The 26,044-nt window shown below is 70.4% G+C and carries 19 protein-coding genes and 3 pseudogenes; 14 read left to right on the top strand and 8 right to left on the bottom strand.

What is annotated here, in order from left to right:
- Positions 1-517: 517 nt before the first annotated feature.
- Together OG331_RS50785 and OG331_RS50780 are read right to left on the bottom strand one after the other, a co-directional pair.
- A complete protein-coding gene (locus tag OG331_RS50785) occupies positions 518-1,963 on the bottom strand; it encodes a hypothetical protein (RefSeq protein WP_406190888.1) in 1,446 nt (481 codons plus the stop codon).
- Positions 1,960-3,375, bottom strand: coding sequence for a hypothetical protein (locus OG331_RS50780; RefSeq protein ID WP_406190890.1), 1,416 nt, complete (start codon positions 3,373-3,375; stop codon positions 1,960-1,962). Before OG331_RS50780 ends, OG331_RS50785 begins: the two co-directional genes overlap by 4 nt.
- A gap of 750 nt (positions 3,376-4,125) precedes the next feature.
- Between OG331_RS50780 and OG331_RS50775 the strand changes: the two genes are divergently transcribed.
- The 9 genes from OG331_RS50775 to OG331_RS50735 all read left to right on the top strand — a co-directional run bounded on the left by OG331_RS50775 (position 4,126) and on the right by OG331_RS50735 (position 16,389).
- A complete protein-coding gene (locus OG331_RS50775) occupies positions 4,126-5,061 on the top strand; it encodes a conjugal transfer protein (RefSeq protein WP_406190893.1) in 936 nt (311 codons plus the stop codon).
- Positions 5,058-5,399, top strand: coding sequence for a hypothetical protein (locus OG331_RS50770; RefSeq protein ID WP_406190897.1), 342 nt, complete (start codon positions 5,058-5,060; stop codon positions 5,397-5,399). The genes OG331_RS50775 and OG331_RS50770 overlap by 4 nt, the downstream gene beginning before the upstream one ends.
- Entirely contained in the window at positions 5,396-5,977 is a 582-nt protein-coding gene (locus OG331_RS50765) for a hypothetical protein (RefSeq protein WP_406190900.1), read from the top strand. Before OG331_RS50770 ends, OG331_RS50765 begins: the two co-directional genes overlap by 4 nt.
- A complete protein-coding gene (locus tag OG331_RS50760; protein WP_406190903.1) occupies positions 5,974-8,655 on the top strand; it encodes an ATP-binding protein in 2,682 nt (893 codons plus the stop codon). Before OG331_RS50765 ends, OG331_RS50760 begins: the two co-directional genes overlap by 4 nt.
- Positions 8,652-9,002: a hypothetical protein gene (locus OG331_RS50755; protein WP_406190905.1), complete on the top strand. Its 351-nt coding sequence runs from the start codon at positions 8,652-8,654 to the stop codon at positions 9,000-9,002. The genes OG331_RS50760 and OG331_RS50755 overlap by 4 nt, the downstream gene beginning before the upstream one ends.
- A 1-nt stretch (position 9,003) precedes the next feature.
- The gene (locus tag OG331_RS50750; RefSeq protein WP_406190908.1) at positions 9,004-11,820 is read left to right on the top strand and encodes a hypothetical protein; all 2,817 of its coding nucleotides are present in this window, start codon (positions 9,004-9,006) and stop codon (positions 11,818-11,820) included.
- On the top strand, positions 11,817-12,974 hold the full coding sequence (locus OG331_RS50745) for a C40 family peptidase (protein WP_406190911.1): 1,158 nt from the start codon (positions 11,817-11,819) through the stop codon (positions 12,972-12,974). The genes OG331_RS50750 and OG331_RS50745 overlap by 4 nt, the downstream gene beginning before the upstream one ends.
- 230 nt (positions 12,975-13,204) lie before the next feature.
- Positions 13,205-13,789: a hypothetical protein gene (locus tag OG331_RS50740; protein WP_406190913.1), complete on the top strand. Its 585-nt coding sequence runs from the start codon at positions 13,205-13,207 to the stop codon at positions 13,787-13,789.
- The gene (locus OG331_RS50735) at positions 13,765-16,389 is read left to right on the top strand and encodes an ATP/GTP-binding protein (RefSeq protein ID WP_406190915.1); all 2,625 of its coding nucleotides are present in this window, start codon (positions 13,765-13,767) and stop codon (positions 16,387-16,389) included. The genes OG331_RS50740 and OG331_RS50735 overlap by 25 nt, the downstream gene beginning before the upstream one ends.
- Positions 16,390-16,432: 43 nt before the next feature.
- Here the strand turns inward: OG331_RS50735 and OG331_RS50730 are convergent.
- Positions 16,433-16,786, bottom strand: a pseudogene (locus OG331_RS50730) (nucleotidyl transferase AbiEii/AbiGii toxin family protein); the annotation flags it as partial.
- Positions 16,787-17,004: 218 nt separating this feature from the next.
- Between OG331_RS50730 and tgmC the strand changes: the two are divergent.
- A complete protein-coding gene (gene tgmC, locus OG331_RS50725) occupies positions 17,005-18,204 on the top strand; it encodes an ATP-grasp peptide maturase system methyltransferase (RefSeq protein WP_406190917.1) in 1,200 nt (399 codons plus the stop codon).
- Between the two features lie 33 nt (positions 18,205-18,237).
- Here the strand turns inward: tgmC and OG331_RS50720 are convergent, their stop codons facing one another.
- A complete protein-coding gene (locus OG331_RS50720) occupies positions 18,238-18,786 on the bottom strand; it encodes a DUF6262 family protein (protein WP_406190919.1) in 549 nt (182 codons plus the stop codon).
- A 183-nt stretch (positions 18,787-18,969) separates the two neighbouring features.
- On the opposite strand from OG331_RS50720, the gene OG331_RS50715 reads away from it, so the two are divergent.
- Both OG331_RS50715 and OG331_RS50710 read left to right on the top strand, forming a co-directional pair.
- Entirely contained in the window at positions 18,970-19,554 is a 585-nt protein-coding gene (locus OG331_RS50715; RefSeq protein WP_406190922.1) for an HD family hydrolase, read from the top strand.
- 253 nt (positions 19,555-19,807) lie between these two features.
- Positions 19,808-21,169 carry a hypothetical protein gene (locus OG331_RS50710; RefSeq protein WP_406210887.1) on the top strand — a complete coding sequence of 454 codons (1,362 nt, stop codon included), beginning with the start codon at positions 19,808-19,810 and terminating at the stop codon, positions 21,167-21,169.
- A 124-nt stretch (positions 21,170-21,293) separates the two neighbouring features.
- Here OG331_RS50710 and ssb read toward each other — a convergent pair whose 3' ends face one another.
- Positions 21,294-21,785, bottom strand: a complete 492-nt coding sequence (ssb, locus tag OG331_RS50705; protein WP_406190925.1) for a single-stranded DNA-binding protein — start codon at positions 21,783-21,785, stop codon at positions 21,294-21,296.
- A gap of 150 nt (positions 21,786-21,935) precedes the next feature.
- On the opposite strand from ssb, the pseudogene OG331_RS50700 reads away from it, so the two are divergent.
- A pseudogene (locus OG331_RS50700) lies at positions 21,936-22,153 on the top strand (helix-turn-helix domain-containing protein).
- Positions 22,154-22,438: 285 nt separating this feature from the next.
- Positions 22,439-22,945 (top strand): annotated as a pseudogene (locus tag OG331_RS50695) (DUF4158 domain-containing protein); the annotation flags it as partial.
- A 275-nt stretch (positions 22,946-23,220) separates the two neighbouring features.
- Here OG331_RS50695 and OG331_RS50690 read toward each other — a convergent pair.
- The 3 genes from OG331_RS50690 to OG331_RS50680 form a co-directional block, all read right to left on the bottom strand.
- Positions 23,221-24,159, bottom strand: a complete 939-nt coding sequence (locus OG331_RS50690; RefSeq protein WP_406190927.1) for a GNAT family N-acetyltransferase — start codon at positions 24,157-24,159, stop codon at positions 23,221-23,223.
- Between the two features lie 307 nt (positions 24,160-24,466).
- Positions 24,467-24,853: a hypothetical protein gene (locus OG331_RS50685; RefSeq protein WP_406190930.1), complete on the bottom strand. Its 387-nt coding sequence runs from the start codon at positions 24,851-24,853 to the stop codon at positions 24,467-24,469.
- The gene (locus tag OG331_RS50680; protein ID WP_406190932.1) at positions 24,850-25,113 is read right to left on the bottom strand and encodes a hypothetical protein; all 264 of its coding nucleotides are present in this window, start codon (positions 25,111-25,113) and stop codon (positions 24,850-24,852) included. Before OG331_RS50680 ends, OG331_RS50685 begins: the two co-directional genes overlap by 4 nt.
- Between the last annotated feature and the right edge of the window lie 931 nt (positions 25,114-26,044).

Raw genomic sequence — 26,044 nt, 5'->3', positions numbered from 1 at the left:
CTTCGCACGGGTTCCGGGACGCCCTTGAGGGCGCGGAGCTGACCGCCGGAGGGATCGAACCGGTAGACAACGAGCACGACGCCCAAGGAGCTGGCCAGGGCGGCGTACCGCGTGCCGGTCGGTCCGGTGACCACACGCGACCGAGCGAGGTCAGGTTCGGCCGCGCCAACGGTTCGCAGGTGGGCGAGCGCAGCCCGCGCGATGAGTTCCGTGTCCGTGGCCATGCCCCAACCATACTCCACTGAGCGCTACTCAAAGCAGGCGCTTTTCACTACTTCAAAAAGTAGCTCGGCGCTCTGGGACATACGTGATCCTGCAGGTGCCGAGGTGCCCGCCGCTGTACTCACCAGCACGGAGCTGGAGTGCCCGTCAGCGTTAAGAGACTCACGTCAGGCGCGGAACGGCCCCGGAGACACGGCCCGACCGAGCGGCGGGACGGCGCTCCGGACCGACTTCACGGCTTCCTATGGCGGGACTTCCTGACGAGCTGGTCGTTCCGAACCGCTCCCACACAGCCCTACGGGTGGCGGAAGAGCGGAGGCAGCAGGTCATCGCCTGGCCACAGATCCTGTTCCGCGACGAGGCAAGCGAGATAGGTGTCGATCTCCGCAAGGACAGCGGCGCGTTCCTTCGGGCCGTAGGTGAGGCTCTGGCCGGCTGCGGTGTCGAGAGTGCGCACGTGGTTGTTCGGGCCGGTGCAGATGAGGGCGCGGGCGATTTCAGGCAGGCCGAGGCTGAGGGCGTCGCACTGTGCGGTGCGGACGAGCCGGACGAGGTCGGTGGTGACTTTCTCCCAGTCCCCGACGTACGGCCACTGCGCACCGCCGTCCAGTTCGTGGGTGAGGGTGGCCAGCGGGACAATCTCACCCGGCCTGCGTCCCTGGGTGAGGCGCTCGTGGATCCGGGCGCCGTCGGGCTGGTGCACCTTGGGGTGGAGAAGGGAGGCAGCGGCGACCACGCTGGTGTTGATCTCGTGGGCGTCCTCGCCCGGGTAGTACAGCTCGTGCGCGAAGAGCAGATATACATCGGTGGCGCGGACTGAATCGTCGGACTGGGCCTTGGCCATGGTTCGGGATCCCTTCAGCGGTGAAGTGCAGTGGGCGGACTCTGGTCTCGACGGCGTCACTCGCTCGAAGCCAGGTGGAAGCGGACCCAGCGCGCCTTCATCCCCGTGAGGTTGGCCGGCCTGGCCGGATGCCGGCCTGGCGCGGATGCGCTCGAGATCTCGGGCGACTTGGTTGGCGAGCTGGACCATCAGCCGCTCCCGGTCGATCAGTTGCGCCGAGACCAGGCGGGTGTCCTGGGCATAAGCCTGCAGCAGGTCGGCGGCGTCCCACAGCAGGTGGTGGCCCATCTCGGCCGAGCGCAGCAGTGCGTAGCGGTCGCTGCCGGCGGCAGCGTCGACAAGGCCGGTGTGCAGGTCGGCCAGGCGCTGGAGGTACCGGCAAGCGGCATCACCTTCGACGCTGCGGACGTACTCGCCCGCCCGCTCGTCGAGCCGGTCGGGCAGGTGCTCGGTGAGCAGTGGGGCGAGCAGTACCAGGCCGACGGGGATGCCGCGGCTCGGTGCGTACAGGGCGGCGACGAGGGCGATAGCCGCAACGGCCGTCGTGGTGAACCTCAGAGATACGCGGCTTGCGGGGGCCAGGGCGATGCGGTGCGCGGGACGCCTGAGTAGCCAGCGCGCGGCCAGCCGCTGCGTCCGTGTCGCCTCCGGGGCGAGGACGCCGATCTGCACAGGCAGTTCGGGCGGCGTGCCGTCGCCGGGGACGGTCCAGGCGAGCCAGCCCCACGAGGTGCGTTCGTGCACGAGCACGGGCTGGCACGCGGCCGAGCACGTGCCGTTGCGGACGTGGCCGGCGCGCAGGGCGCGGCTGCTTTCCTTCTCCCACCGGCCCGGGTCGCGGGTGAAGGGGCGTTGGTGGTGCGCGGTCGGCGGCGTGGTGCGGGGCTTTTGCGTCACGGGGTGCTTCCTTCCAGGTGGTCGATGAACGTGGAGGCGCACGTGGTGCAGCTGCCGTCGCCGTCTGGGTGGGCGCGGCGGGGTGTCGGTCCCGGGCAGGTGCGGCATGGCGGCCAGCCGAGGCAGGTCGGGCAGAGGTCCTCGCCGGGGGCGGTTGTGGGGACGCCGCAGCCGGCGCATTCGGTGTGGGCCCGGTAGGTCAGGGCCTCGCTGACCGTGCGTGCAGGCCCGCTTGAGGGGGTGGTCGACAACGGCATCGAGTCGTCCGGCACGGGCACGGGCTCGTTGGGGTAGGCGGCCGTGACGGCGGGCGGCGCGTAGGCCTGGGCGGTGCGCAGGCGGGCGGCGACGATCGCGCCGACCGTCGTGCGCACCGGATGCGGCAGGGGCCGGCCGGCGATGACGTGCCGCAGTTGCTCGGCGCTCCAGCCGGCTTCCAGCATCACGGTCACGACACGGCCTTGATCGGTGAGCGCCTGTCCTGTCAGCAGGAGTTCAGGGTGGGCCGTCCCGATCGACAGCAGCAGCCGGATCCCGGGGTGCATCTCATCGGCCTCGGGCGCAGGGGTTGGAGTCGTCGGCGTATCCGGCCGGCCGGTCCGTCCAGGGGCTCGCGGCGATTCGCTGCGGCGGCACGGACGGACGGGTCTGGTGTTCTGCTGAGTGGTCTTCTTTAGGTTGTTGTTCTTAGTGGGCCGATCAGCCAACGTAGGCTCATCCACTGGTGGAAAACCCGACCCTGGCTGCGACCTGCTGTTTTGTAGAGCGGGTAGGTCGGTGATGAAGTAGGCGGCCGCGCCGAGGGTTCCGTCGACCTCGCGCTCGCGTTCCCGGACGAGGAAGCCGTGTCTTTGAAGTTCCTTCAGCCCGCTCTTGACGGCTGACTCTCCGTCGTGGCCGCTTCGGGCGATGTCGGTGACGGTCATCCGCCAGCCCTCCCTGTGTGTGGAGAGCAGCCCGAACAGCCCCTTGGCCTTGAACGACAGTTCGGTGGTTCGGAACAGCGCGTTGGCGACTTGGGTGAAGGAGTCGGCCGCCATCACGCCCCGGCGGATCCCCGCCCCGAAACCGCCGCCATGCCCGACATCGGAGGCCGCGATCATCAAGTCGGCCTCGCCCACCGCGATGTCCAGGGTGGCCGGGCGGTCCGAGATGCCGTAGACGATCTCGCCGAGGGTGCCGTCCGGCCGGCGCAGGCGCTCACGGATCAGGTAGCCGCGCGCCTCCAACTCCCTCAGCCCGGTACGGACCGCCTCCCGTCCGTCCGGACCGAGGTGGACGAGATCGGCGATCTTCACCTGCCAGCCGTTTCGGTGCGTACTGACGTATCCGAAGATCCCCTTCGCTTTAAACGACAGCTGGGAGTCGCGGAACAAGGCGTTGGCGACTTGGGTGAACTGATCAGCCGCCATCACGCTCCGGCGGATCCCCGCCCCGAACCCGCTCACCAACGTGCCCCTGGCGCCAGGCGGGTACGGTGGCCACGGCGGCACTCCGGGCTCGCCGAGGCGGGGCGGCCAGTAGTCCTGAGCGTGGATGCGTACGTGTGTTCCATGCCGTCAGCTCACTTGCCGACCCCGACCAGGAGGACGGCCACCAGGCCCCACCATCGGTCACGATCCGGCAACGCAGCCCTCTGTCTACCGTGGTCGGGCTCGTGGTCGGGCCGGCCACGCGCCTTCAGCTCCGGCGTGCGCAGGGTGCGCCGCCCGATTGCGCATCACCGGACGGGCGGTGCACAACGGGTCTGCGCAACCGGTCGAGGAGCGTGCGCAGTCGATCGCCGCCATGCGACTGCGCAGTCCACCCGAGGCTTGCCGCTCTTCTCGTGCGCAGGTCCGGTTGCCGCACTGCGCAGGCACTGCCGCGGTCGCCCGTGGCAACCGTCTGCGCACTGGTGCGCGGGCCCGGCGGCCGGGCGGCCGGGCGGCCGGTAGGCCCGTAGCTGTCACTGGTGGGGGACTTCCGGCGGACCAGGATGCGCCGCCCCCACCCGCGCGGCTACCCCATGGTCGGGGTCATGGTCGGGCCGACCATGACCCCGACCATGGACTTCGTGTCCCCATCGTGACCGTGGTCGGGGGTCCATGGTCGGTGGTCCGGTCGGGGCCCGCGGGTTTTCTCAAGGTCAGCAACATTCGTTCTGACCTGGGAGTTTGACCATGTCTCCTGGCAAGCAGGCCTCGGAGCGCAAGACAGCTGCCCCGATGGCGGCAGGGGCCCGACTGGAGGCGATGCGACGCCGAGTGCGTCTGTCGCGCCTGGCGGTCTGGACCGTCATCGGGGCCGGCCCGATCGCTCTGGGTGTCGCCCTCGCCTCCGCCCCGACCACGGTCGAGGCGGCCACCCCGCCCAAGCCCACCGCCGACGTGCGCACCACGGCGGCCGGCGCCGATCCGGCCGGCTATGCGCAGCTGTTCGTCCACGCGTGGCTGCGCAGCAGTGCGGACGATGCGACGAGTGCGCAGTCGCGGGTTGCGCAGTCGATGGCTCCGGATGTCGAACTGCCCGACCCGGCCGCGGATGCGCAGGCGACGCCGGCGTCGGTGACGGCGGTGCGCAGCGCGCAGCGCGCAGACGGCGCGTGGTCGGTGACGGTGGCTGCGCAGTACGCCGACGGCGCAGTGGCGTACTACGCCGTGCCCGTGTCCGCCGACAGCGCGGGCGCATCGTTCGCCGTGACCGGTGCACCTGGCGTGGTGGCGGGTCCGGATCGGGCCGAGGTGCCGAAGTCGTCGTACAGCGTGAGTGTCCCGGAGAGTGATCTGTCGGCTGCAGTCGGGGAGTTCCTTGCCGCGTATCTGAGCGGTGCCGGCGAGGTGGACCGCTACCTCGCCCCCGAGGTGAGCCTGTCGCCTGTCTCCCCCGCCCCGTACGCGGCGGTCACGGTGCGGCAGGTGTCCGCCGTCGAGGAGGCCGCGGCCGCGGAGCAGGTGCCGGCCGACGGCACGAAGGTCCGTGTCCTCGCTCAGGTGGAAGCCCGGGACACCGGCGGGCGGTGGCCGCTGGGTTACGAGCTCGCGCTCACGGCCCGCTCGGGCCGCTGGGAAGTCTCGGCGCTCGAGTCCGGGACGGTCCTGGACGGGGGTGCGCGGTGACCACGGTGAACAGCGTGTTCCTCGCCGGTCAGCTGGACGACCTCGGAGATGGCTGGATCAACATGCTCAGGGACTGGGCGACCAAGGGCCTGCAGGCCGGTCTGCTTGTGCTCGTCGTCGTCATCATGATCCAGAAGTTCAGCCTCAAGGCGGGAATCGGCGCCCTGCTGCTGATGATCATCGCGTTGGGGTTGTACAACTCCCGCGAGGACCTGGCGGTCATGTTCGAGGACGAGGTCAAGAACCCTGCCAAGGGCGCGCCAGCTGTCCCCGGCATGGTGCACAGTTCTGACCCCGCCGTACGTGAGCACTCCACTGGCGTCGGAGGCTGGCTGTGAGCGGCGCGGCGGCCGCGGGCCGGACGGGGCGTTTCTACACCGCCGCCCGTCGCCATCCCTGGGTGCTGGGGAAGGTCGCGGACTGGAAGATCCCCCTCGGCCCGTACACGCCTGCGCAGATCGCGGTCGCCGTCGGCGGCGGCTTCCTCCTGGTCAAGACGATCAACTGGTGGTCGGTGCTGGGGCCGATCCCGATCGCGGCCTGGCTGCTGGCGGTCTGGGCGGTCCGCCGTCCGAAGATCGCCGGCCGTGCCCCGCTGCAGGCGGCGCTGGGCTGGGCGCTGCTGCTGTGGCAGCCCCAGGGAGGCCGCATCGGCGGACGTGCCGCCCGCGACCGGGCTCCCCAGCCGCTGATCGGCGGCTTCACGATCGAGGACGCGCCCGTCCCCGCTTTGGCAGCCACACCGTCCCCTGTGCTGCGGCCGCGTATCGGCCGGTCGCCGCACCCGAATCCGGCCGCCAGCCGCTCGGCCACATGGCACCGCAAGGAGCCGGCTGCTCCCGCGGCGCCGGTGGGGCCGGTGTCGGGTGTTCAGCAGCTCCTCGCTCTCGCCGAGCAAAGCGGGGGTGCGCGGTGAGAGTTCCGGTCCGTCACATCTGCGGGCACCTGGTCTGGTCATCGCACGGCAGCGTGTGGGCCGTCTACCGACTGCACCCGGGCCCGGACACGGAAGGGCAGCATGAGGAGACCGTTCAGGGCACCGTCGTGCCCGCCGCGGTCCGCGACGAACATCTCGCCAAGATCACACATTTGGTGCGCTCTCTGTCCGGGGCGCCGCGGCTGTTCGGGCTGTGCGCGCAGGTTGATCCCGGCGAGGTCGCCCTCAGGATGATCGAGGGCATCGAACCGGCCGCCACGGAACCGGGCACGGGCCGGCACCCGTGGGTGGAGAACGTCGAGGCGACCCTGGATCTGCTGGACGACCAGGAGATGCACCGCCGTACCCTGTGGCTGGCGGTGCCGCTGCAGACCGAGACAGGCGGCCTGCAGGTATCGGCCGCCCTCGGCGCGGCGTGGGCGGAGCTGTCCCCGGTGCTGGGCATGCGGCCCGCGCCGGTGGCGCAGCGGGAGGTGGCCGCCTACCGCGAGCAGGCCTCCCGGGTGGAGGCCGCGCTCGCCGGCGGGATCGCGTTGCGCCCGGCCCGCCCGGCGGAGATCGTGTGGATGATCCAGCACGCCCTGCACCGCGGCCTGGCAGAGCCACTGCTGGCGGAAGCCGAAACCAGCGAACTGTACGGCGGGCACGTGCGGGGCGGGGTGCTGCGCTCCCCCAGCTACGCCGACCTCGGCCAGGTACGCCTGCAGGAAGGCGGTATCGACCCCGGCCTGGACGACGTCGACGAGCTCAAGAGCTCCGGCCGGATCACGCGGTCCGGGCGCAACGCGTGGTGGCGGGTGAACAGCGGCTCGCCGCTCGGGCGGCGCTGGCTGCAGGTTGAATCCGACGCCGGGGTGGGCTACCAGGCGCAGCTCGCTTTGGCCGAGTGCCCGCCCGCGGTCAGTCAGGATGCCGCCGATCTGTTTGCTCAGCTCGAGATGCTCGACTTTCCCGTCGACTACGCGGTCGATCTTGCGCTGGTGCCTGCGGAGAAGGCCCGCGATCAAGTGCGGCGTAAGAAGAACGAGTTGATCGACCAGGCGGACCAGTACGACGCCCGCCCCACCGGCATGCCTGCCTCCCTGACCGACGCCGCCCGCGATCTGGCCGAGCTGGACGCCCGCCTGTCCCGCACCAGCGTGGAGGTCGAGGTGCAGTCGGTGACCGTGCTGACGGTGTGGGGGCAGACCGCGGCCGTCTGCGACGCCCGTGCCCGCGCCCTGGCCGCGCTGCTGGGTGGCGCCGACTACCGCGCGGTGCGCCCGGCCGGCCTCCAGGAGGCTCTGTTCACCCTCGGCCTGACCGGCACAACAAGGCCCGGGGTTGTACGGGAGTTCACCCAACATCAGATCTCCGAAGACTGGGCATTGGGCGGGGCCTTCACCGCCTCGGAGGTCGGCGACCCGAACGGCATGTTCCTCGGCATCGACCTGGACAGCGGCACCACCCGCCCCGTCATGATCAACGTGGCCGACGCTCCCAAGGTCGACGCCTCCGCCTCCATGGGCATCGTCGGCGATCTCGGCGCGGGAAAGAGCGTGCTGCAGAAGCTCATCGCGGAAGCGGTCTGGGCGCGCGGCGGCTGCGCCATCTGCATCGACCGCACCCCCGTACGCGAGTGGGCCGCCTTCGCCCTCACCGCAGCCAAGGGCCGCGTCCAGATCATCGACGCCGCCCAGGCCGAAGTCTCCATCGACCCGCTGCGCATGTTCGACGGACCTGAAGGCCGCCACTACGCCCTGTCCTATCTCACCCTGCAGCTCGGGATCGGGCCGATGAGCACGAACGGCGAAGTCCTCCACCACGCCGTCGAACAGGCCGCCGCCAGCCCGCAGCCGTCCATGCACTGTGTGCTTCAGGTCCTCGAGGAGATGGCCAAGAGCGAAGTGGGAAAGCGGCAAGACGCGGCCGCCACCCTCGCCGGTCTCGTCCGCGTGGTCGCCACCAACTCCCTGGCGCGGATGGTGTTCGACCCCACGCTGGCGCCGGTGCACCTGGATGCCTCCAGCACCTCCGACATGATCGTGATCACGACGGCGGGTCTGAAGCTGCCGCCGAAGGCCGCGTTCGGCAACCCGGAGGTCCTGCACCAGCAGCCGTTGGAGGCACTGATCGGCCGTGCGGTGCTCTACCTCATCGCAGCGATCGCACGGCAGACCGCGTTCGAGGACCCGAACCGGTTCACCGCCGTGGTAGCGGACGAGCTGTACTGGCTGACCTCGTCCGCCGAGGGCACCGCGCTGATCCACGAAATCCTCCACGACGGCCGCAAGCACGGCGCCGGACTGCTTGCTGCCTCCCACGACGCCGAGGAACTCGGCCCCGACCGCGGCCTGATGGCCTACCGCGCGCTCGCCCGCACCGCCGACCGCGAACGTGCCCGCCGCGGCCTGGAGTTCGTTGGCCTCGACCCGAGCGACGGCGAGCTGCTGCGGCTGGTGACCACCGGTCTGTCCCCCGTCGGCCGCAAGGGCCGCGAAGGCGAGTTCCTGATCACCGGGCCCCGGCAGAACACCGGCCGCATCAAGGTCGTCATCCCCCGCATTGCCCGCATCGCCTCGTCCATCACCACCACCCCGGGCCACCGGACCACGACGCCCGCGTCCGCGCCGCTCGCTAGTGCTGGTGTTGGTGACCATCCGAAGGACCTTCGATGACAGCCATCTCCTCCAGCCGCTCACGGCGCCTCGCCGCGGCCGCCGGCATCATCACAGGAACCGCCGTCGCGGCAGGGCTTGTGCTCATGACGTTCATGGTCAGCCTGCCCGAGGCATGGTGGCCGCGGGCCGGAGCAGCGTTCGCTGCGACCGGTGACCGGCACGACGATCCGTGCGACCTGATCGTGGGCCCGGCCAAGGACTACTGCGAGCGCGGCACCACAACCACCCACACAGCACAGGCCCGTGATGACCGCGCCGTGTGGCGGCTTGTTCCTGCAACGGCGGCCCTCGGCGTGCTCGTCATCTGGCGCCGGTCCAAGCCGACAGGGCGAGGGCGGCGCTGACATGCTCCGCCCAGAGGGCGCAACGCTCCGCACAGCCAGCTTCGTCGTGCTGCTCACCAGCGTGTTCGTCATGGTGAACAGCCAGGTCGTGTACGCGGCCGGCAGCAATAGCGAGACCGGTGACCTCCTCGCGCCGCTGAACATCTACTCGTCCGAGGGCGTGCCGATCAACGGGTACGAGCTGAACGCCCAGGGCGGATCCATCATCGCCTTCAAGACGCAGGCCCTGGCCTTCGCCCTGTCCGGGATTTTCACCCTGATCCGGCTACTGGTCGGCCTGGCCGGGTGGGCGATCGAGATGGCCTTCCGCTTCCCCCTGCTGAAAATCCTTGTCCGCCCCGCGCAGAAGGTCGCCGACACCTACGACACTGCGGTGGTCGACACCCTCGGGCTGAAGGGTCTGCTGCTCGCGTGGGCGTTCGTCTTCACCGGGTTCATGATCGTGCGCGGGCGAGTCAGCCGCGGCCTGGGCGAAATGTGCCTGACCCTGCTCATCGGGGCGATCGCCGCCTCGGCTCTTATCCGTCCCGACACCCTTCTCGGCCCCAACGGGCCGCTGGGGCAGTCGCAGCAGGTGGCCGCAGAGGTGGCGCAGCAGAGCGTCAACTCCTACGACTGGGGCGGCAAACTCGCCAGCCTTGACCCGTGCGCTGGCCTGGCGGGCAACGCCGAGATCAAGTGCCTGGAACGGGAGGGCGAGGAACCGGTCTCCTCAATTGATGTGGCCCGTCCCCTCCAGGACTCGGTTACCAACGCGTTAATCGTCAAGCCGTACATGCTGCTGCAGTACGGGCGCATCCTCGACCCCGCCAGGAAGTCCGACCTCAAGGCCTATGCCGTCCACCTGAAATGGGTCACCGGCGGCTACAAGGCAGGCAACGCCCGCGTCACCGACGAAGGAAAGGACGCCTGCAGCCTGGTCTACGGTCCGGCCAAGCAGTACTGCGAACGCGGCCACGTGGAAGGCGTTTCCGACGCTGACGGAAGCGGCGACGGCCTGCCGGCCCTCACTCCCGGCGGCGAACTGCTGGATGCCTCAAGCGCGATCGTCACCGACGAGGACCGCGAGTTCTCTGCCTTCCTCCAGGACATGAAGAAGGCCGGCGACGTCGGCAAGGCGTGTGCCGCCTACGCGCAAGAGCCCACCTGGTGGCGGGTCGGCGGCGCCGGACTGCTGCTGATCGCCGCGCTGTTCATCTGCGGCATGCTGCTGTCCAGCGCCATCGTGCTGCTCGGCACCCAGGGCGTCTGCGCCGCAGCGGCTGCCGTCGGGGGCGTCACCTTCGTCGCGGGCATGCTGCCCGGTCCCGCCCGCCAGTCGGTGTGGAAGTGGCTGTCGATCTGGGGCATCGCGATCCTGGCCATGGTCGGGATCTGCGCCTTCGTGCCGTTCTTCGGCATCGCCGTCGACGCCACCATCACCGACGGGCCCGACCTGATGGTCGAACGGATCCTGCTCATCGACGTCCTGGCCATCGCCGGGGCAGCCGGACACCGCCGCATGCTGACCGGGATCACATCCTTCGGCCACCGCATGGCCATGCGGATGCGATACGCCAAGATCGGCGGCACCCACATGCCCGGCGACACCTCCGACCTCGGAGCCGCCCTCGCCATGAACTCCCCGACGGCGAGGGGAGGTTACGGCGGCGGCCTGCGTGCCTTCACCAGTGGGGGTGGCGGCCGGTTCGGGCTGCTCGGAACCCGGCAGCGGCTGATGGGCGCACTCACCTCCCTGACCGACGGGACAGGCATGCCGGTGGACACCGGTGGCGTCCTTGCCGATGCCACCGCCGAAGCCGGCCGTGGCCTCGCCCCGCTCACCGCCGCGGCCGCCACGGGCGGACTCGGGGCACGGCTCGGCGCGAAAACCGCGCACTGGCTGCTGATCGGCCGCCGCCCGGACAGGGAGCAGCTGGCGAAGTGGCGCAAGCCCACCGCCGACGGCGACCCGGACACGCAAGGCCCGTCGGACGGCGGCGGGTTCGGCGGACCCGGGCCGCGTCGGCCAGGGGGCCCGCCCGACCGCTACCGCGACGAGGACGGCCGCATAGTCGACCGCACCTCCGGCCAGGTCCTGCACGACCAGAACACCGACCGCACCCTGCTGTCCACCCGCGCCCACAACCGCCTGGTGCGCCTGCGCGGCTACCGCATCCTCAACCGCGGGGCCCGCACCGCATACGGGGCGACGGCAGGCTTGCCGGCAAACGCCCGCAGGGCCCGGACCAGCGGCTCGCGCTACGCGCACGACGCCCGCCAGCAAGTACGGGTGTGGGGCAACACCCTGAGCGAGGACTCCCGGGCCTGGGCCGAGACAGGCACTCAGGTGTCCCGCGCCGTCAGCCGTCGCCTGCCCACCCGCCCGACACCGGCTCCGGGGCCGACCGGATCCTCCAGGGGCCCGGCCCGCACCATGCCACCGGCCACTCCCCCACGGCCCGATGAGCCCAGATCGTCGGCCGGAGACAGCAGCGCTGCGCCCGCCGCCGCGCCCGCGTCACCGACGCGGTTGGGGGGCGGTATGTCCCGGCGTCCGGCGAGCCCGGCCGGGCCGGTCCTGGCCGGCGGCGGCGGCGCGAGCAACAGTACGCGGGAGGCGGCGCGTACCCGCTTTGAGGAGCTGAAGCGGCGTACCGAGCCCGCAGCCGAGCGACTGCGCCAGCAGGCGCGAGCCCCGCAACCACCCGACGACCGACACCCCTACGACCCGGACCCGGACAACCCGGACCCCGCCGATGCCAGCTTCTGGGACTGGTGGCAGCGGCACAGTGAGGACTCTGGCCGGGAGGCGGACGAGGGCGGTGGCAGCACATGAGGCGTGCCCGTCGCCGCATAGGCCGCTGGGGATGCGTAGTCGTGCTGCTGCTGTTCGCCGCCGTGTGCTGCGCGGCTCCGGTCGGGAACGCGATCAGCGCGTACGTCGCGCTGAAGACAGGTGCGCCCGGCGCCGGAGACGGCGGGATCGCCGAAGGCGGCGCAGTCGCGGACATCTCGCCACGCATGCTCACCGCCTACAAGAAGGCCGTCCAGCAGGTTGTGAAGCATGTGCCGAAGTGCCGGGGGATGCGCTGGCCGGTACTCGCCGGGATCGCCAAGGTCGAGTCCAACCACGCCGTCGGCCGGAACATCGCCGCAGGCGGGGACATCCGCCCGAAGATCTACGGGGTTCTCCTCAACGGCTCCGGCGCCGGCGGAAACACCACGGTCCTCCCGGACACCGACGACGGCCGCTGGGACGGCACCACGACCGCGGAACGTGCCGTCGGCCCCTTCCAGTTCCTGCCCTCAACCTGGGAAGGCGTCGGGCAAGACGCGAACGGGGACAAAGCCGTCGACCCCCACAACGCCGAAGACGCCGCGCTCGGCGCCGCGATCTACCTGTGCGGCAGCGGCCGCGATCTGACCATGCGCACCCAGCTCAAGTCCGCGGTCTTCCAGTACAACCGCTCAGGCGAGTACGTCGCCAACGTGCTCGGATGGATCGACCAGTACACCGCGGCCGCCAAGAACCCGGACCTGAAGAACGCCACGGGCAAGGTCCGCACCGTCCTCGAGGCGGCGCTCTCCCAGCAGGGAGTCCCGTACTCATGGGGCGGCGGCAACGCCGACGGCATGTCCTATGGGATCTGCTGCTCGCCCAGCGGGAAGAGCGGCACAACGATCAAGGGCTTCGACTGCTCGGGGCTGACCACCTACGCCTACGCCAAGGCCGGCATTCAGCTGCCGCGTACCGCGGCCGCGCAGGCCGGGGTCGGCCGGCGCATCCCCGCGAGCCTCGGCACAGGCGCCCTCAAGGAGGGCGACCTCGTCTTCTACGCCTACACCCCCGGACGCGATTCCACGATCTACCACGTCGGGATCTACGTGGGCGACGGGCAGATGGTCAACGCGCCCCGCCCGGGCAGCGTGGTGCGTCTCCACTCGGTCAACGCGATGTCCGGATACGCGGGAGGGGCGCGCCTGCTGTGACCTCCACCCCAAACCTGCAGGTCGACTGTCCGAGGGATCTGTCAGCAGAGCGCGAACAGGCGCTCTCGGCTGAAGAATCCGACAAGTTCGCTGGACGATTCCGCCGACAAGTCTCGTGGAAAGCCACGCGAACGGGCAGGTCAGCCGAGCGCCAGACGACAAGTCAAATCGGAACCTGCACCCCACGTTCACCCCGGCTGCTGCTCACAAGCACGGTCGTCCTCGCCGTCGTGGGCATCGCCCTCCTCGGCCTGCCGCGCAGTAACGGGCCAACGGCCCCGCCGGCGTCGACGACCGCGCACGCGGCTACGGACCCATCTGCTGCATCGCCACGTCCCGACAGCAAGGCCGCCCTGGAGTCCGCCTCCTCGACGACGCCCTCCGTATCGACACCGCCAGCCCTCAAGTCCGCTCTGCCGCCGCACGGCGAGGGCACGGCCGGTGACCCGGCTGTTCAGCGGTCACTTCGGGAGGCCTGGCCCGCCGACCTTCCCGCCGCAGACGAACGGGAGTTACTCACCGCCGGCCGAGCGCTGCTGCGCGCAGACGCCACCGGTGTCGGCCGCGCGCAGTGGCCCGTCATCTTCCCCGACTCGGGCGAAGGGGTGGCCCCAGCGTTCGCCACCTCCCGCTTCCGCATCCAGGCCGCGATCGCCCGCCGTGACGGCCGCCCGGGCAAGGCGGTGGTCCATCTGGTGTGGGCCGGCACCGACCGCGGCGGCACCTTCACCGACCTGCGCATCACCGACTGGCACTTCACCCGCACCACCTCAAGGAAGGGAGCATCCACGTGGACTCCGCAGCCCCGTACCTGACCGGCCAGGCCTCTGCGTCGCCATCCAGCCAGGTACTCGGCCTCGTCTCGGGCATCGTTCACGCCGTCGGCTGGGTGCTCACCTACTGGTGGGTGATGGCCCTGGCTGCTGTCGCCGTCTGGGCCGCGAGTGAGGCGCTCGTGCGCCGCCTGGCGCGCAAGGCCTCCGCTGAGCGGATGGCTTTGGAGCTCGTCCCGTCGCGGCACTTCGAACCAGGTCTGGAGGAGATCTTCCGCCGGGGTGTGCAGCTCGCTAGGGCCTCGACTTCCATGCCGTGGTGGGCGCCGCGTCGGTCGAAGGCGGTGCAGATCCGGCTGCGCGCCGACGGCTCCAGCCCGCTGCGCTACCGCATCGAAGGCCCCGCCGGCGGCGAACGCCTGCTGTCGATCACACCGTTCGGTCCGGCCGTCACCGTGAACCGGGCCCAACCCACCGTCGACAAACCCCGTGACCATGTGGTGCGGGCCGAGTTCCTGCTGCGCGGCAAGCCGACCGCACCTTTGCGGGAAGTGCCTCTGAATCCGGACCCGTTGCAGCCGCTGATCGACGCCGTCTGCGACCTGCGTGCGGAATTGGGTGACCTTGCCGAGATGCGGCTCGATATCCAGCGCGCCCCCAAGTGGTCGCTGCGGGCGCGCCGTGTGCAGCTGATGACCGACGCGCGGCGCCGGGAACGGCGGGAGGCCCAGCGGGCCGCGCGGTGGGTGCGTCAGGACGCCACCGGTATCGAGGATTCGCTGATCTCGCAGTTGCAGCAGCTGGTCTCGGGCAAGCAGGGCAGTGGGGCTGGGCGTCGGCTGGTCGTGCCGCCGGTCCCGCGCCGCGTGGACCCGCAGGAAGCGCTGGGAAAGCTGGCGGAGGATGACCACCTGGTGCGGGTGCAGCTGCTGGTGATGTGTGCGTCGAACACGTCAGGTCGGGCCGAGGCCAGGCTCGCTCAACTCCAGGCCGCGCTGGATGTGTTCGGCGGCGGCTCCCGCTGGGCGATGCGGGGCTGGAGGATCGGCCCGTGGCGGTACGGGGCGGGTCGCTGGCCCAGCCGGCGTGGCTTCGAACGCCGCTGGAAGCTAGGGCACTGCCAGCCACCGCGCCCGAACTGGGTCCGCTTGGAGGAGCTGACCGGGCTGCTCAAGCCGCCCACCGTGCACTGCCGCCTGCCGCTGCTCGCCTCAGACCTGCCGAGTTTCGAGCACGGGGATCCCGACCTATTGCTGCAGGGCATCTACCGCGCCCCGGACGGCCGCCGTCGCCTGGTCGCCACCTACGCCAAGGAGACCCTGTTCGAGGTCGGGGTGGGCAAAGCCGGCGGAGGCAAAACCGAGCGGGCTCTCGCCCAGGCGATCGGATGGGCCCACACCGGCGGCGGGCTCATGTTCGTCGACCCGCACCGCGATTCCTGGCCGCGCGCCCTGCCGTTCCTCGCCCACGACCAACTGATGCAGCGGATCGCACTGATCGACCTCAACGCAGGCGGCCCTGCCCCTACGCTCAGCTGCTGGAACCCGATCGGTATGCATCAGGGCCAGGTGGCCCACGAGGTCGTCGAGGCGACCGCAGACGCCTACGCGTCCGTACTCGGCTGGGACGACGCCACCGCGCCCCGGGCACTGACCATCCTCACCGCGTGCCTGGCGGTGCTGGTGGCCGTCAACGCAGCCGCCTGCCAGGACGGACGGCAGGGGGACCAGGCCACCGTCTTCCACTTGCGCCCGCTCCTGACCGACCCGGTCTTCCGTACGGCGGCACTCACCGCCATCGAGGGGCGCCTGGACGAGGAGACCCGCTCGTGGTGGCGGACCGTGTTCCCGACACTGCCCACCGACGCGTTCGCCGTCATCCTCAACCCGATCACCCGCCTGGCAGCCAACCCCGTCACCCGTGCCTTCCTCGGACAGGGGGCCGGCGTCTACAACATCCGCGCAGCAATGGACTCACGGATGATCGTGTGGGTATGCCCGGGCGGCAACGGACCCACCGACCGGCTCATCACCGCACTCCTCTCCCACGACCTGCTGCGGGCCGTGCGCTCGCGCAGGGACACCCCGGAAGACCAGCGGGTGCCGTTCCGCCCTTACTTCGACGAGCTGATCACCCTCACCGGCGCCGCCCCGGAAACCATCGCCGCCATGTTCGAGGACTTCCGCAAATACAAGGTCCACGTCCACGGCATGACCCAGCTCCTGGCCCGCCTCCCCACCCCGGTGCGGCTGTCACTGGTACAGAACGCCTCCACTCTTGCCTCGACCACAGGCTCGCAGTCCGCGCTCTCCCCGATCACCGCAGAGTGGGGCCAGAGTCCCAGCCCGGACGTCGTCGCCGCCCTGGACCGGTTCGAGCACTACATGTCGATGACCGTCCAGGGCCGCCGCGTCGGGCCCGTCCGGATCACCGGCCCCCACCTGGACGATGTCTTCGCCGACTACGCCCGCCCGGGCCAGGCCAGGGCACTGGAGAACGCCGCCCAGGCCACAGCGGGCGTTGCCCCGCTGAATGAGCTCACCGACCGGGCGGAAAACCAGCTCACGCGCGTGAACAACTTCCTCGCCCACCACACCCGTGAAGCCCAACCGGCAGTCCTGCGCAAGAAGGGATACCAGTGACCACCACCTTCGAGACCGAGCCGTCCAGGCATACGCCGAGCCCGGCGGAGTGGACGTCGATCAGGTCGCGGACGGCGCCGCGGTCGGCGAGGGCGCGCACTTTGGTGCCGATCACGTCGTCGAGGCCGAGTACGGGTCCATACTCAGTGGCCACCGGTGGAGACCAAAAGGCTTCCTTGAGGATGCCGACCTCGCACTCCTCTCCGGTATCAGGGTCAGTTGCGATCAGCCTGCCGGAGAGCGGGTTCGCCTCGATCTGCCGGATGTCCCAGCCACGCTGGGTGAGGCCGCCGCTGACAGTCCGGACAATGTCGTCCATGGAAGCGGGGTTCTCGGTGGCCACGTCGAGGTCCTGGCTGAGGCGGTTCACGCGGCCGTGAGCCTGGACGGCGTAGCCTGAGAAGCGATTCCTCCCGGGCGCGCTGCACAGCTACCTGTCATCCTTCGGCCTGGTCTTCGGCTGCTTCGACTTCGCTCTGACCGGCGCCGGGGACGACCCCGAGCACTGGACGGCGATCGAGTGCAATCCGAACGGCCAGTGGGGCTGGCTGCCCGACGCGCCGGCCATCACCGAGGCGTTCGCCGACATCCTGAGCAGGAAGGAGGCGGCAGACCATGACGCTGCCCGCCGACTGTGAGACCGACGCCGCACGACTGCGCGAGGCGATGGCGAAGGCCCTCGCCGAGGACGGCGTCCTCGATGACCCGACCTGGCGCGAGGCGGTTCAGACGGTGCCCCGACACCGGTTTGTGCCCGGCTTCTACCTGCCCGCCGACGTACGCGACGGACAGGGCCTGACCATCTGGGAGCCGGTCACCGCCGAGCTCGACTACGACCGCTGGCTGGCCGCCACGTACTCCGACACCACGCTCATCACGCAGTTCGACGGCGACGAACCCGACTGGAAGCAGCCCGCCGCGCGGCACGGCGGGGCGCCGACCTCGTCGTCCACGCTTCCCTCGCTTGTGCTGCGGATGTGGGCCGACGCCGATGTCCAAGAGGGGCACACGGTGCTGGAGATCGGCACCGGGACCGGCTACTCGACGGCGCTCGCCTGCGAGCGTCTCGGCTCCGCCGACATCACGTCGATCGAGATCGACGGCCGCCGGCTGGAGCAGGCCGCGAGCACACTGTACGCGTTGGGTTACACGCCGACCCTGGCGGTGGCGGACGGCCTGTACGGCTACTGGCCCGAAGCATCGTTCGACCGGATCGTGGCCGCCTGTTCGTTCCGCGCGGTGCCCTCGGCCCTGCTCGCCCAGACCCGACCGGGCGGGAAGATCCTGCTCACGCTGTCCGGCTGGCTCTACGGATACGCGCGGGTGCTGCTGACGGTGGCCGAGGACGGCACGGCCGAGGGCCGGCTGCTGGGCGGCACGGTGTCGTTCATGTCGGCTCGTACGCACGCGGCGCCGGTGTTCGGTAACCCCACCCACTGGGCCGCGGGCCTGCCGGAGAGGTCCCGGACAACTTCGCACAGTCCGGAGCGGATCGCCGCTGCCACCGAAGAGGCGTTCCACCTGCGCTTCCTCGCCCAGAGCGCGGTGCCCGACGCGCAGATGACGACCGTGGGCGAGGTGGTGCACTTGGTAGACGTCGTCACCGGCTCCGCCGCCACCCTCATCCCGGGCGACGGAGCATGGCAGGTCCGCGAGGGTGGCCCGGTGAAGCTGTGGGAGCGGATCGAGCGCGTCGTCGACGCCTACGACGCGGCCGGCAGGCCGGGGCCGGAGACCTTCGCCCTGCACGCCTACGACGGCGGCCAGCACCTGCGGCACGAGCAGATGCCCGGCCTGCCGCTGCCCGGGCCCTGACGCGGGCCCCGAGTTGCAAGGCGAGCACGGCGCTCAACTGCCGCCGGTGTGTTCCAGCAGTTGTGCTTCCAACTGGGCGATGCGGCGGTCCTGGAACCTGTTGTTCGTCCGGGCCGCCTGCAGCCGCTCCTCACATCTGCCGCTGGTCCTGGGACAGTTGCTGACTCGCTGCTTGAGTTGCGCGTTTTGCTCGACCAGGCTCGTCACCGACTCGTCCGACCAGCGGGCCTCCAGATCGCGGATCTGACCGAGCAACTGGCCCACGCGGGAGCGCTGTCTTCTGATCTCCGCGTGTGCGCTCTTGAGCCCGTCTTCGGCGTTGAGTACGCGTTCATGCCAGGCCGTCTCGGCCTCGCTGCCGCGATGCCTCTCTGGTCGGCCGGCTCCTTCGCCCCGCTCCCGTGCGGTCTCGATCAGATTCCTGGCCTCGGGGTTTTCGTAGAGGAAGGTGCGGGAGACGCCCGTCTTGCGGGCGACAGCCTGGAAGGTGACTGCGGTTGACGATTCGCGTGCTGATAAACAACTCGCAAGGCTCACCGCGCCGCAGAGCGGCTCCGGCCCTTCTTTGACCTCAGCGTCCACACTCTGTGGGCGCTGCTGGCTGCACGCCCGAGCCTGCTGCGCGCGCGATCGTCAGCCGGGCAGGCCCTGCGCGAACGGCTGCCGGTGATGTTGGATGACTCCCAGCTTTCGCCGCAGGCTCGGCGGGAGCTTGAGGGCATCCGGTACGCAATCCGCCTCGCCGAGGCGTGAAAGGGGACACCCATGGGAGACCAGGACCTGGCGGACGTAGCTCATTTCCTGTGGGAGGCGGGCACGTTGAAGACGGCCCGTCGAACGGGTTGGTGGATGGCGGGCGTTCGTGACCCCGAGAGTGTCGCCGAGCATGCATGGCGCACGTCCGTCATCGCCTCGGTCATCGCCACCCTGGAGGGCGCCGACGCCGCGCGGGCTGCGCACCTGGCGGTGTGGCACGACTCGCAGGAGACGCGCACGGGCGACGTGAACCACCTGGGGAAGAAGTACGCGGCCCCGGGCGACCCCGTGGCGGTGACCGCGGACCAGACAGTTGGCATGCCCGACGTCCTACGCGACGCTGTCCGCGCTGTCATCGCCGAGTACGAGGCGCGCGAGACGCCAGAAGCCATCTGTGCACGCGACGCGGACAAGCTGGAGTGCATGTTGCAGGGCCTGGAGTACAAGGCGCAAGGGTACGAAGCGGCCCAGCGATGGGTCGACAACAGCCGGGCCCGGATCGTCACAGAGTCCGGGCAGCGGCTGGCCGACCAGTTGCTGGCGCAGGCTCCCCTCGACTGGCTACGCGCGGCCATGGGCGAGCCCGTCTACTGACCCACATCCACGGCATGACCCAGCTGCTGGCCCGCCTCCCGGCCGCGGTGCGGCTGTCGTTGGTGCAGAACGCATCCACACTGAGGCTGCGCCATGCTCTGATCCGTCCCTGCCGCTGCCGCCCGCGGCATAGAATCTCGTTCCGTTATAGGGGTGGCCAGGGGCAGGGGTCTCTGCCGGGTCCGGCAGCACCGGGTACCGGGCGGATCTGCCCTGTCCTCGGCCGCCGTTCCTCTCGCATGAAGGCCCCGCCATGTCCCCGGTCTCCCGCAGTCGCAAGCCCAAGAAGAACCGCCAGAACAGCGGCGGGAGGCGTTCGGGTAATCCCGCATCGGCCAGGAACGTCCCGGCACCGCGGGAGTGGTCCGGCCTCGGCTCGGGCAATCCGTTCGCACGCCCTTCCGGCCTGTCGTTCCTGCAGCAGCTCGCGCAGGGACAGCCGACGAGGCTCGACTGGTTCGGGCCTTCTTTCTCGGTGCTCCTGGACGAGGCCGAGGTGCTGCTCGGCGCCGAAGGCCCGCGCCAGCTGGAGGACATGACGGCTGGCCTGCTGGGGGCGCGTGTGCACGAGGCCGTCCAGGAGGGGCGCTCTCTCGCGCTCGGTGACTGGATCGGCGGGCTGATCGACGCGGCGGAGCAGCGCGCCCGAGAGCGCCTGGTTTCTGGTGTGCCCGGTGGCCAGGCCGCCCTGCTCCTGCTGTACGGGCTGTCATCGGTGGGCTCGCCCGCGATCGCCCGGGCGGCCCTGGAGGCGGTGTCCCGGCTGCGTCCGGTGGTACGCGGTTCACAGGTGGCGTCGGCTCTGCCGCAGTGGCGGGATGCGGTGGCGAAGCTGCGGATGACCGGGGACGTCTGGGTGCTGCGTGATGTGTACGGCTCACGTCTGGGCATCATCGCAGCCACGGTCTACCCGGACGGCATGGATCCGGCGGTCTACCTCTTCGACATCGACGCCTGCGGCTTCGTCGTCCTCGCCGGCGGCGGCACGTACGACGATGTGGAGCAGGCCGCTGCGGCCTGGCGTACCGCGGTCGGTACGGCGGCTGCCGGAGCCGGGGCCAAGCCGCTCGCCCAGGCCGGGACGGAGGCGCTGCGCTGTCTGACCGAGGTGGACCTGACCGAGATCACTATTGTCGGGACGGAGCCGCGGGCGGTGTGGGACGAGTGGTTCCGGGCACTGCGGCGTATCCACGATGTCTCCGCCGCCCTGGAGCGGCGGGGAAGTTCACTGCCCGCCGCCCTCAACCTGTACCACGACATCGACATCACCCCGACGCTGAACGCGTTCACCGCGTGGCTGCAGCAGCGGCAGAGCGAGACGATCGATGAGGAGATCGTGGAAGCACTGGTCGGCGAGTGGCTGGCGGGTGTTCTGCCTGACACCGCGGACTCGGTCTCACCGCACCGGATCAACCACAATCTCAGGTTGATTGAGGATTGGGATTCCAGCCACCCGGTCACGATCGGGGTCAAGCGGCTGCTGCCGCACTGGGTGAACTTCCTCTCATGGCGGTCGGGTATTCCCCAGGCCACGGCCGACACGGCCCTGGCGACCCTGGCCGAGGCGTCCGCAGGCGGGCACCGGGCCGCGGAACACTGCCCCGGGGTGCACTGAGACCTGACGGCCGTCCGGGCCACCCGGACGGCCGGGGGAAAATGCCGCGGCGCTCATCGCGTCCGCGGGCCGCGCAGGGGCTCGGCAGTCGCCACCAGGGCCGTGTCTCCTCACAAGGGCCTGGTCAGAACGGAGGGTCCCCTGAGGGGATATCGATGGCGGTGTCCTGGGCGGGAGAGGCGGCCGCAGGGCGGTTGCGGCTTGCGGTGGCCCAGGGGTCGTCGGGTGCCGTCTCACGGGGCGGGATGGCGCGCGTGGTGCGGGCGATGGTGACCGTGGCGAATGTCATCGACGCGCCGACATCGTCGACGTCCATCACCATACGGGAGCGCTTCTCGCCCTCAGGGGTCTCCCACCGGTCGGTCCGCAGGCGGCCGGCGACCACCACGCGCGCGCCCTTGGCCAGCGACTCCGCGAGGTTCTCGGCCAGTTGGCGCCATGCACTGCAGTCCAAGAAGGTGGGTTCGCCGTCCCGCCAGCTGTTGGTGTCGCGGTCGAAGGTGCGGGGAGTGGAGGCCACGGTGAACCGGGCCACCGGTACCCCGGCGGAGGTGAACCGCAGCTCGGGATCGTCAACAAGGTTCCCGATCACCGTCAACGGAAGGTCGTTACGCATGCACGAAGCCTGCCACGTCCCTGTGACGTGCTCGGGGGCTACGCACCAGGGTAGATAACGCCGCACGCGCGCAGCCCCCACACTGGCCGCCGACCGCCGACCCACGCGATCATGGGGTATCCATCGTTCTCACTGGGGAGGAATCCGCTGATGACCCGCAAGTCTCCGGCCCGCAGGCTGGTACGGGGCCCCGAGCGTGACCGAGTCGCCGCAGGGAACTGAAGGCGAGGTACGAGGCGGGCACCTCGATCCGGGCGCTGGCGGAGGAGGCCGGCCGTTCCTACGGCGGGGTGCATCACCTCCTGGCCGATGCCGGAGTGACTTTCCGCTCGCGCGGTGGCGCGACGCGAGGGGGCTCGGCTTCATGATCCCGCTGCCGCCGCACCGCACCAAGGGCGGGTGCCCTGCTCGGTGCCAGCGGCCCCGGAAACAAAGGCCCCTTCGGGCTCTGGGGCGGTCCGGACACAGAGCCCGAGGCAGAAGGGGAGTCCGGCGGCCGGGCGTCGCAAGGCGGCGTCCAGGACAACACTGCCCCGCTATGCGGGCAGGCGATCACCGGCCCGTCCCCGCCGTCAGCCCCGCGCTGAACCCGGGTTCCGCCCCTGCTGATCATGTGATTTAAGGTGAGCGCCGTCACAGCACGGGGAGAAGCGATGGGGAGGGGCGGGACGGGTGGCGTTCCTGACCGACGAACAACGCCGCAACTACGGCGCGTTCACCGCCGTACCGGACGACGGGCAGCTGGCCGGCTACTCCTGCTGGACCGCGACGCGCGGCGGCGGGCAATGGCCTGCCGGGGCGCGAGGTCGCAGCTCGGGTACGGCGTACAGCTCGGCACCGTGCGGTTCCTGGGCACCTTCCTGGACAACCCCGAGCACGCGCCCACCGAGGTCGTCGAGTACGTCGCCGACCAGCTCGGCCACTCCCCGTCGGTGCTGGCCGGGTACGGCGCAGAGCGCACCCGCTGGGACCACCAGAGCGCCATCAAGGACGCCTACGGCTACCAGGACCTGAAGGGCGACGCCTGGTGGAAGCTGGCCCGCTGGCTGTGGGACCGCTGCTGGTCGGGCAACGAGCGCCCCATCGCCCTGTTCGACCTCGCCACGCTGCACCTGGTCGAGAACAAGGTGCTGCTGCCCGGCGCCACCGTCCTTGAACGCACGGTCACCTCCATCCGTGAGCACACCAACCGCAAGACCTGGCGCACCCTGGCCGCCCAGCCGGACGCCGCCCAGCGCGCCGCCCTGGCCGCGCTGCTGCCGGTCGAGGACAGCCGCCGCACCTCCAAACTCGACAGGCTGCGCCGCTCCCCGCGCGACATCACCGGCCCCGGTGCGGGCAAGGCCATCGACCGGTTCATCGAGCTCAACAAGCTCGGCGCCTCCAGCTGGGACCTGGCCGCCATCCCCGCCGGACGGCTGCACGCGCTGTCCCGCTACGCCTCCTCGGTCCGTGCCCGCGCGGTCGCCGACCTCGCCGAACCCCGCAGGATGGCCACCCTGGTGGCGTTCGCCGCAGCGATGCGCACCCGCTCCGCGGACGAGGCGATCGAGGTCTTCGACATGCTGATGTCCGACCTCGCCCGTACCTCCGCGCACCTGGCGGCCAAGCAGCGCATGCGCACCCTGGGCGACCTGGACTCCGCAGCCCTGATGCTGCGCGAGGCGTGGATCACCCTCCCCGCACGCCACAGAGTGCGGCCGTAGCCGAGGCCGCGGTAGTCCGGGCGTACACCGAAGTACTGGGGCAGCAGCCGGGACCGGCCGATGGCGTCGCTCATGGTCTCCATCGGGCCGATGGCGCCAGCCACGGTGCCCTCATCGAGGACGACGAGCACCGGGCCGACGGACCCGGCCTGCATCTGGCCGCAGAGGAACGCGAAGCCGTCTTCCGCCATCAGGTCCGCGAAGATCTCGAACCGCTCAGGCTCTGGCAGTTCCTTGTACTCCAGGCCCCGGGCGCCCGGGGCCTGTCCGGGGCCATGGGTGAAGTCCTTGAGCTGGACTCGAGTCCCGACACCATGGCCGTACCCCTCCGGCTGGTCGGGGCCGAGGAACCAGACGATGCGGACCTGCCGGGCGCCATGGGTGGCGGCGAGCTTGCGAGCCAGGCCGGTGCCGGCCGACAGGCTGTCCGGCGCCGACCCGTAGACGTGCACCTTGACGACGGCCCCGGCGCGCTCGGCGAGGGTAGGGATCAGCGTCCGGTGCCTGTCGTGCACGATGGCGTCCGCCATGACGCGCTCGGTCTTCGTCTCGAACCATCGCTGGTCCTTGTCGTAGGGCAGGAAGCGGTCTGTCGCCGCGGTCTCGACGACGGCCTCGAAGAGGTCGTGCACCGGGTCGTCGGGGCGGACGGGGCCGAGGGTCGGCACGTACGGAAACGGGCATCACGGGCTGAATCAGGTCCCAGGAGAAGCGCATGGCCGCACGCTACTCACGTCGACCAGGAGCCGCAGGCCCCGGCAAAACCACCGCATCCGGTCCGGTGCGGAGAGACGATGATGTCCCGCGGAGCACCGTTAGGTTGGCACAGGATGCTGAACGGCGGGGAGGTCGGGCAGGTCGAGGTAGAGCCACTCGCGCTGTCCCCAATCGCCGGGATGGTGTTCTGCGGGGCCTTGCCGATCGGGCAGGGGGGCCAGGGTGCCGCAGGGGACGCTGGTCGAGGCCGGAGGGGCGTCACCGGTTGAGATCGAGTACCGGAATGCCGTGCCCTGCATAGACCTTCGGCTCCACCGTGGCGATCAACGCGTCCGCTCCCCACTCGGGCAAGTGTCGCGCTGCGTGGATCGCCGCACCGATCCCGACCGGGACGCCATCGTGGAACAGGTCTACCGTCGCGAGTACCGCAGGATAGTCGAGATCGACGGTATGCAGGACTTCCAGTTGCCCAACGTGCTCGGCCATCCCCCGATGTTCCCGGTCGGCCTCCAGGACCGACAGCGCCGGCACCCACAATCGGGTCTCCGTCTCGAAGTGCGCCCGATGGATCAGCGCAGAGACCTGCCGGTTCCCGGCGAGCGCCAGCAGGGTCGGCGCGTCGAGCACCAGGTGGTGAAGGATCACGCGGCCGCGCCGTTCGCCGGCAGGAACGCCTCGCGCAGACGGGCGCCCATCGCGGCGCTCTCACCGTCCGACACCTCGACGCCGAAGTGCTCCGCGAGGTAGGCACGGGTACGTTCGGCCCGCTCGCGGCGCTCTTCGTCCGTCATCGTGGACTCCGCGAACTCCTGCACCAGGGTCCGGATCGACGTGCCGCGGGACTCCGCGATCACTGCCAGCCGGTCACGGACCTCGGCCGGCACTCGAATCATCGCATCAGACATAACCTCAGTATACGCGCATGTATACGTCGAGTGGGCCTGTCCACTGAGCCTGGAGCGATAGCTCCGTAAGGCGCAGACTCCCCCGCGTCCTGGTCGCCCGCGCCGTTGACTGCGTCGCCCCGTCGGCGCATGGCAACGCCAGTCTGCGGCTGCTCAGTCGTACCCGTCGCCGAACCGGAAGAATGCTTGCGGTGGTGCGCGGGTTCCCGGTCGCTGTCGTCCCAAATGCTGGGAAGCCGCACGCTTCTGATCGAGCCGCTCAGAAAATCCGCTGCAAGAGAAGGATGGTGTACCAGGCGTTCACCCCGCCGGCCCGCGCACTCAGGACCGCGTCGGCCTCGCCGCCGCGCTGTTCACCGGCGGCCGAGCCGGGAGCAGGCTGCGGCCGCAGCCCACCAGGCGCTCGACGACGCGGCCCGTATCGACTCCACGCTCGTCACCTCCCGGCTCAACACGCTGCTGGACGCGGTGAAGGACTCTCCGCCAGGCCGACCATGATCGCGGCCTGAGAGCATCGAGGCATGGCCAAGCACAGCCGCCCCGGAGCGTCGAACCAGCCCGCGTGATACCCCGTAGCGAGAAGCATCCCGGTCCGTAGCCGGTGCGATGGCTCATCGAACGCCAGCCACCGCAACACCGACCGGACACATGGCGAACATGTCCGGCACGCAAAGAGCCCGGTCACGCCAGCCTCTCACGAGAGACGGTCGGAAAACTGGAGCTCACGACGGGCGTTGCGGGAGCCTCCGGTGCGATCGTCACGGTTGTGTCCCTTCGTCAGGTTCCGGTGGGGACCCTGCCGGGGCTTCCAGCATGGCGTGACGTGTGCGGCCCCGGCAGGGGCAAGGTGTGGCTGCCCGCTCTGGGGCGGGCAGCCGGTGGCGACGGGGGCGTCTCCGGGCCTGTCCCGCCGCTTTGGCGGCGGGAGTGT

The sequence above is a fragment of the Streptomyces sp. NBC_01017 genome (genome assembly GCF_045162795.1).
GTDB classification, from domain to species: domain Bacteria; phylum Actinomycetota; class Actinomycetes; order Streptomycetales; family Streptomycetaceae; genus Streptomyces; species Streptomyces machairae.
This window is presented reverse-complemented; position numbering and strand designations above follow the sequence as displayed.

Coding starts and splice junctions, on each gene's coding strand:
- OG331_RS50710 (WP_406210887.1), top strand. CDS start 19,808: ATGTCCCCGGTCTCCCGCAGTCGCAAGCCCAAGAAGAACCGCCAGAAC.
- OG331_RS50780 (WP_406190890.1), bottom strand. CDS start 3,375: ATGGCGGCTGATCAGTTCACCCAAGTCGCCAACGCCTTGTTCCGCGAC.
- OG331_RS50775 (WP_406190893.1), top strand. CDS start 4,126: ATGTCTCCTGGCAAGCAGGCCTCGGAGCGCAAGACAGCTGCCCCGATG.
- OG331_RS50745 (WP_406190911.1), top strand. CDS start 11,817: ATGAGGCGTGCCCGTCGCCGCATAGGCCGCTGGGGATGCGTAGTCGTG.
- tgmC (WP_406190917.1), top strand. CDS start 17,005: ATGACGCTGCCCGCCGACTGTGAGACCGACGCCGCACGACTGCGCGAG.
- OG331_RS50755 (WP_406190905.1), top strand. CDS start 8,652: ATGACAGCCATCTCCTCCAGCCGCTCACGGCGCCTCGCCGCGGCCGCC.
- ssb (WP_406190925.1), bottom strand. CDS start 21,785: ATGCGTAACGACCTTCCGTTGACGGTGATCGGGAACCTTGTTGACGAT.
- OG331_RS50680 (WP_406190932.1), bottom strand. CDS start 25,113: ATGTCTGATGCGATGATTCGAGTGCCGGCCGAGGTCCGTGACCGGCTG.
- OG331_RS50750 (WP_406190908.1), top strand. CDS start 9,004: ATGCTCCGCCCAGAGGGCGCAACGCTCCGCACAGCCAGCTTCGTCGTG.
- OG331_RS50715 (WP_406190922.1), top strand. CDS start 18,970: ATGGGAGACCAGGACCTGGCGGACGTAGCTCATTTCCTGTGGGAGGCG.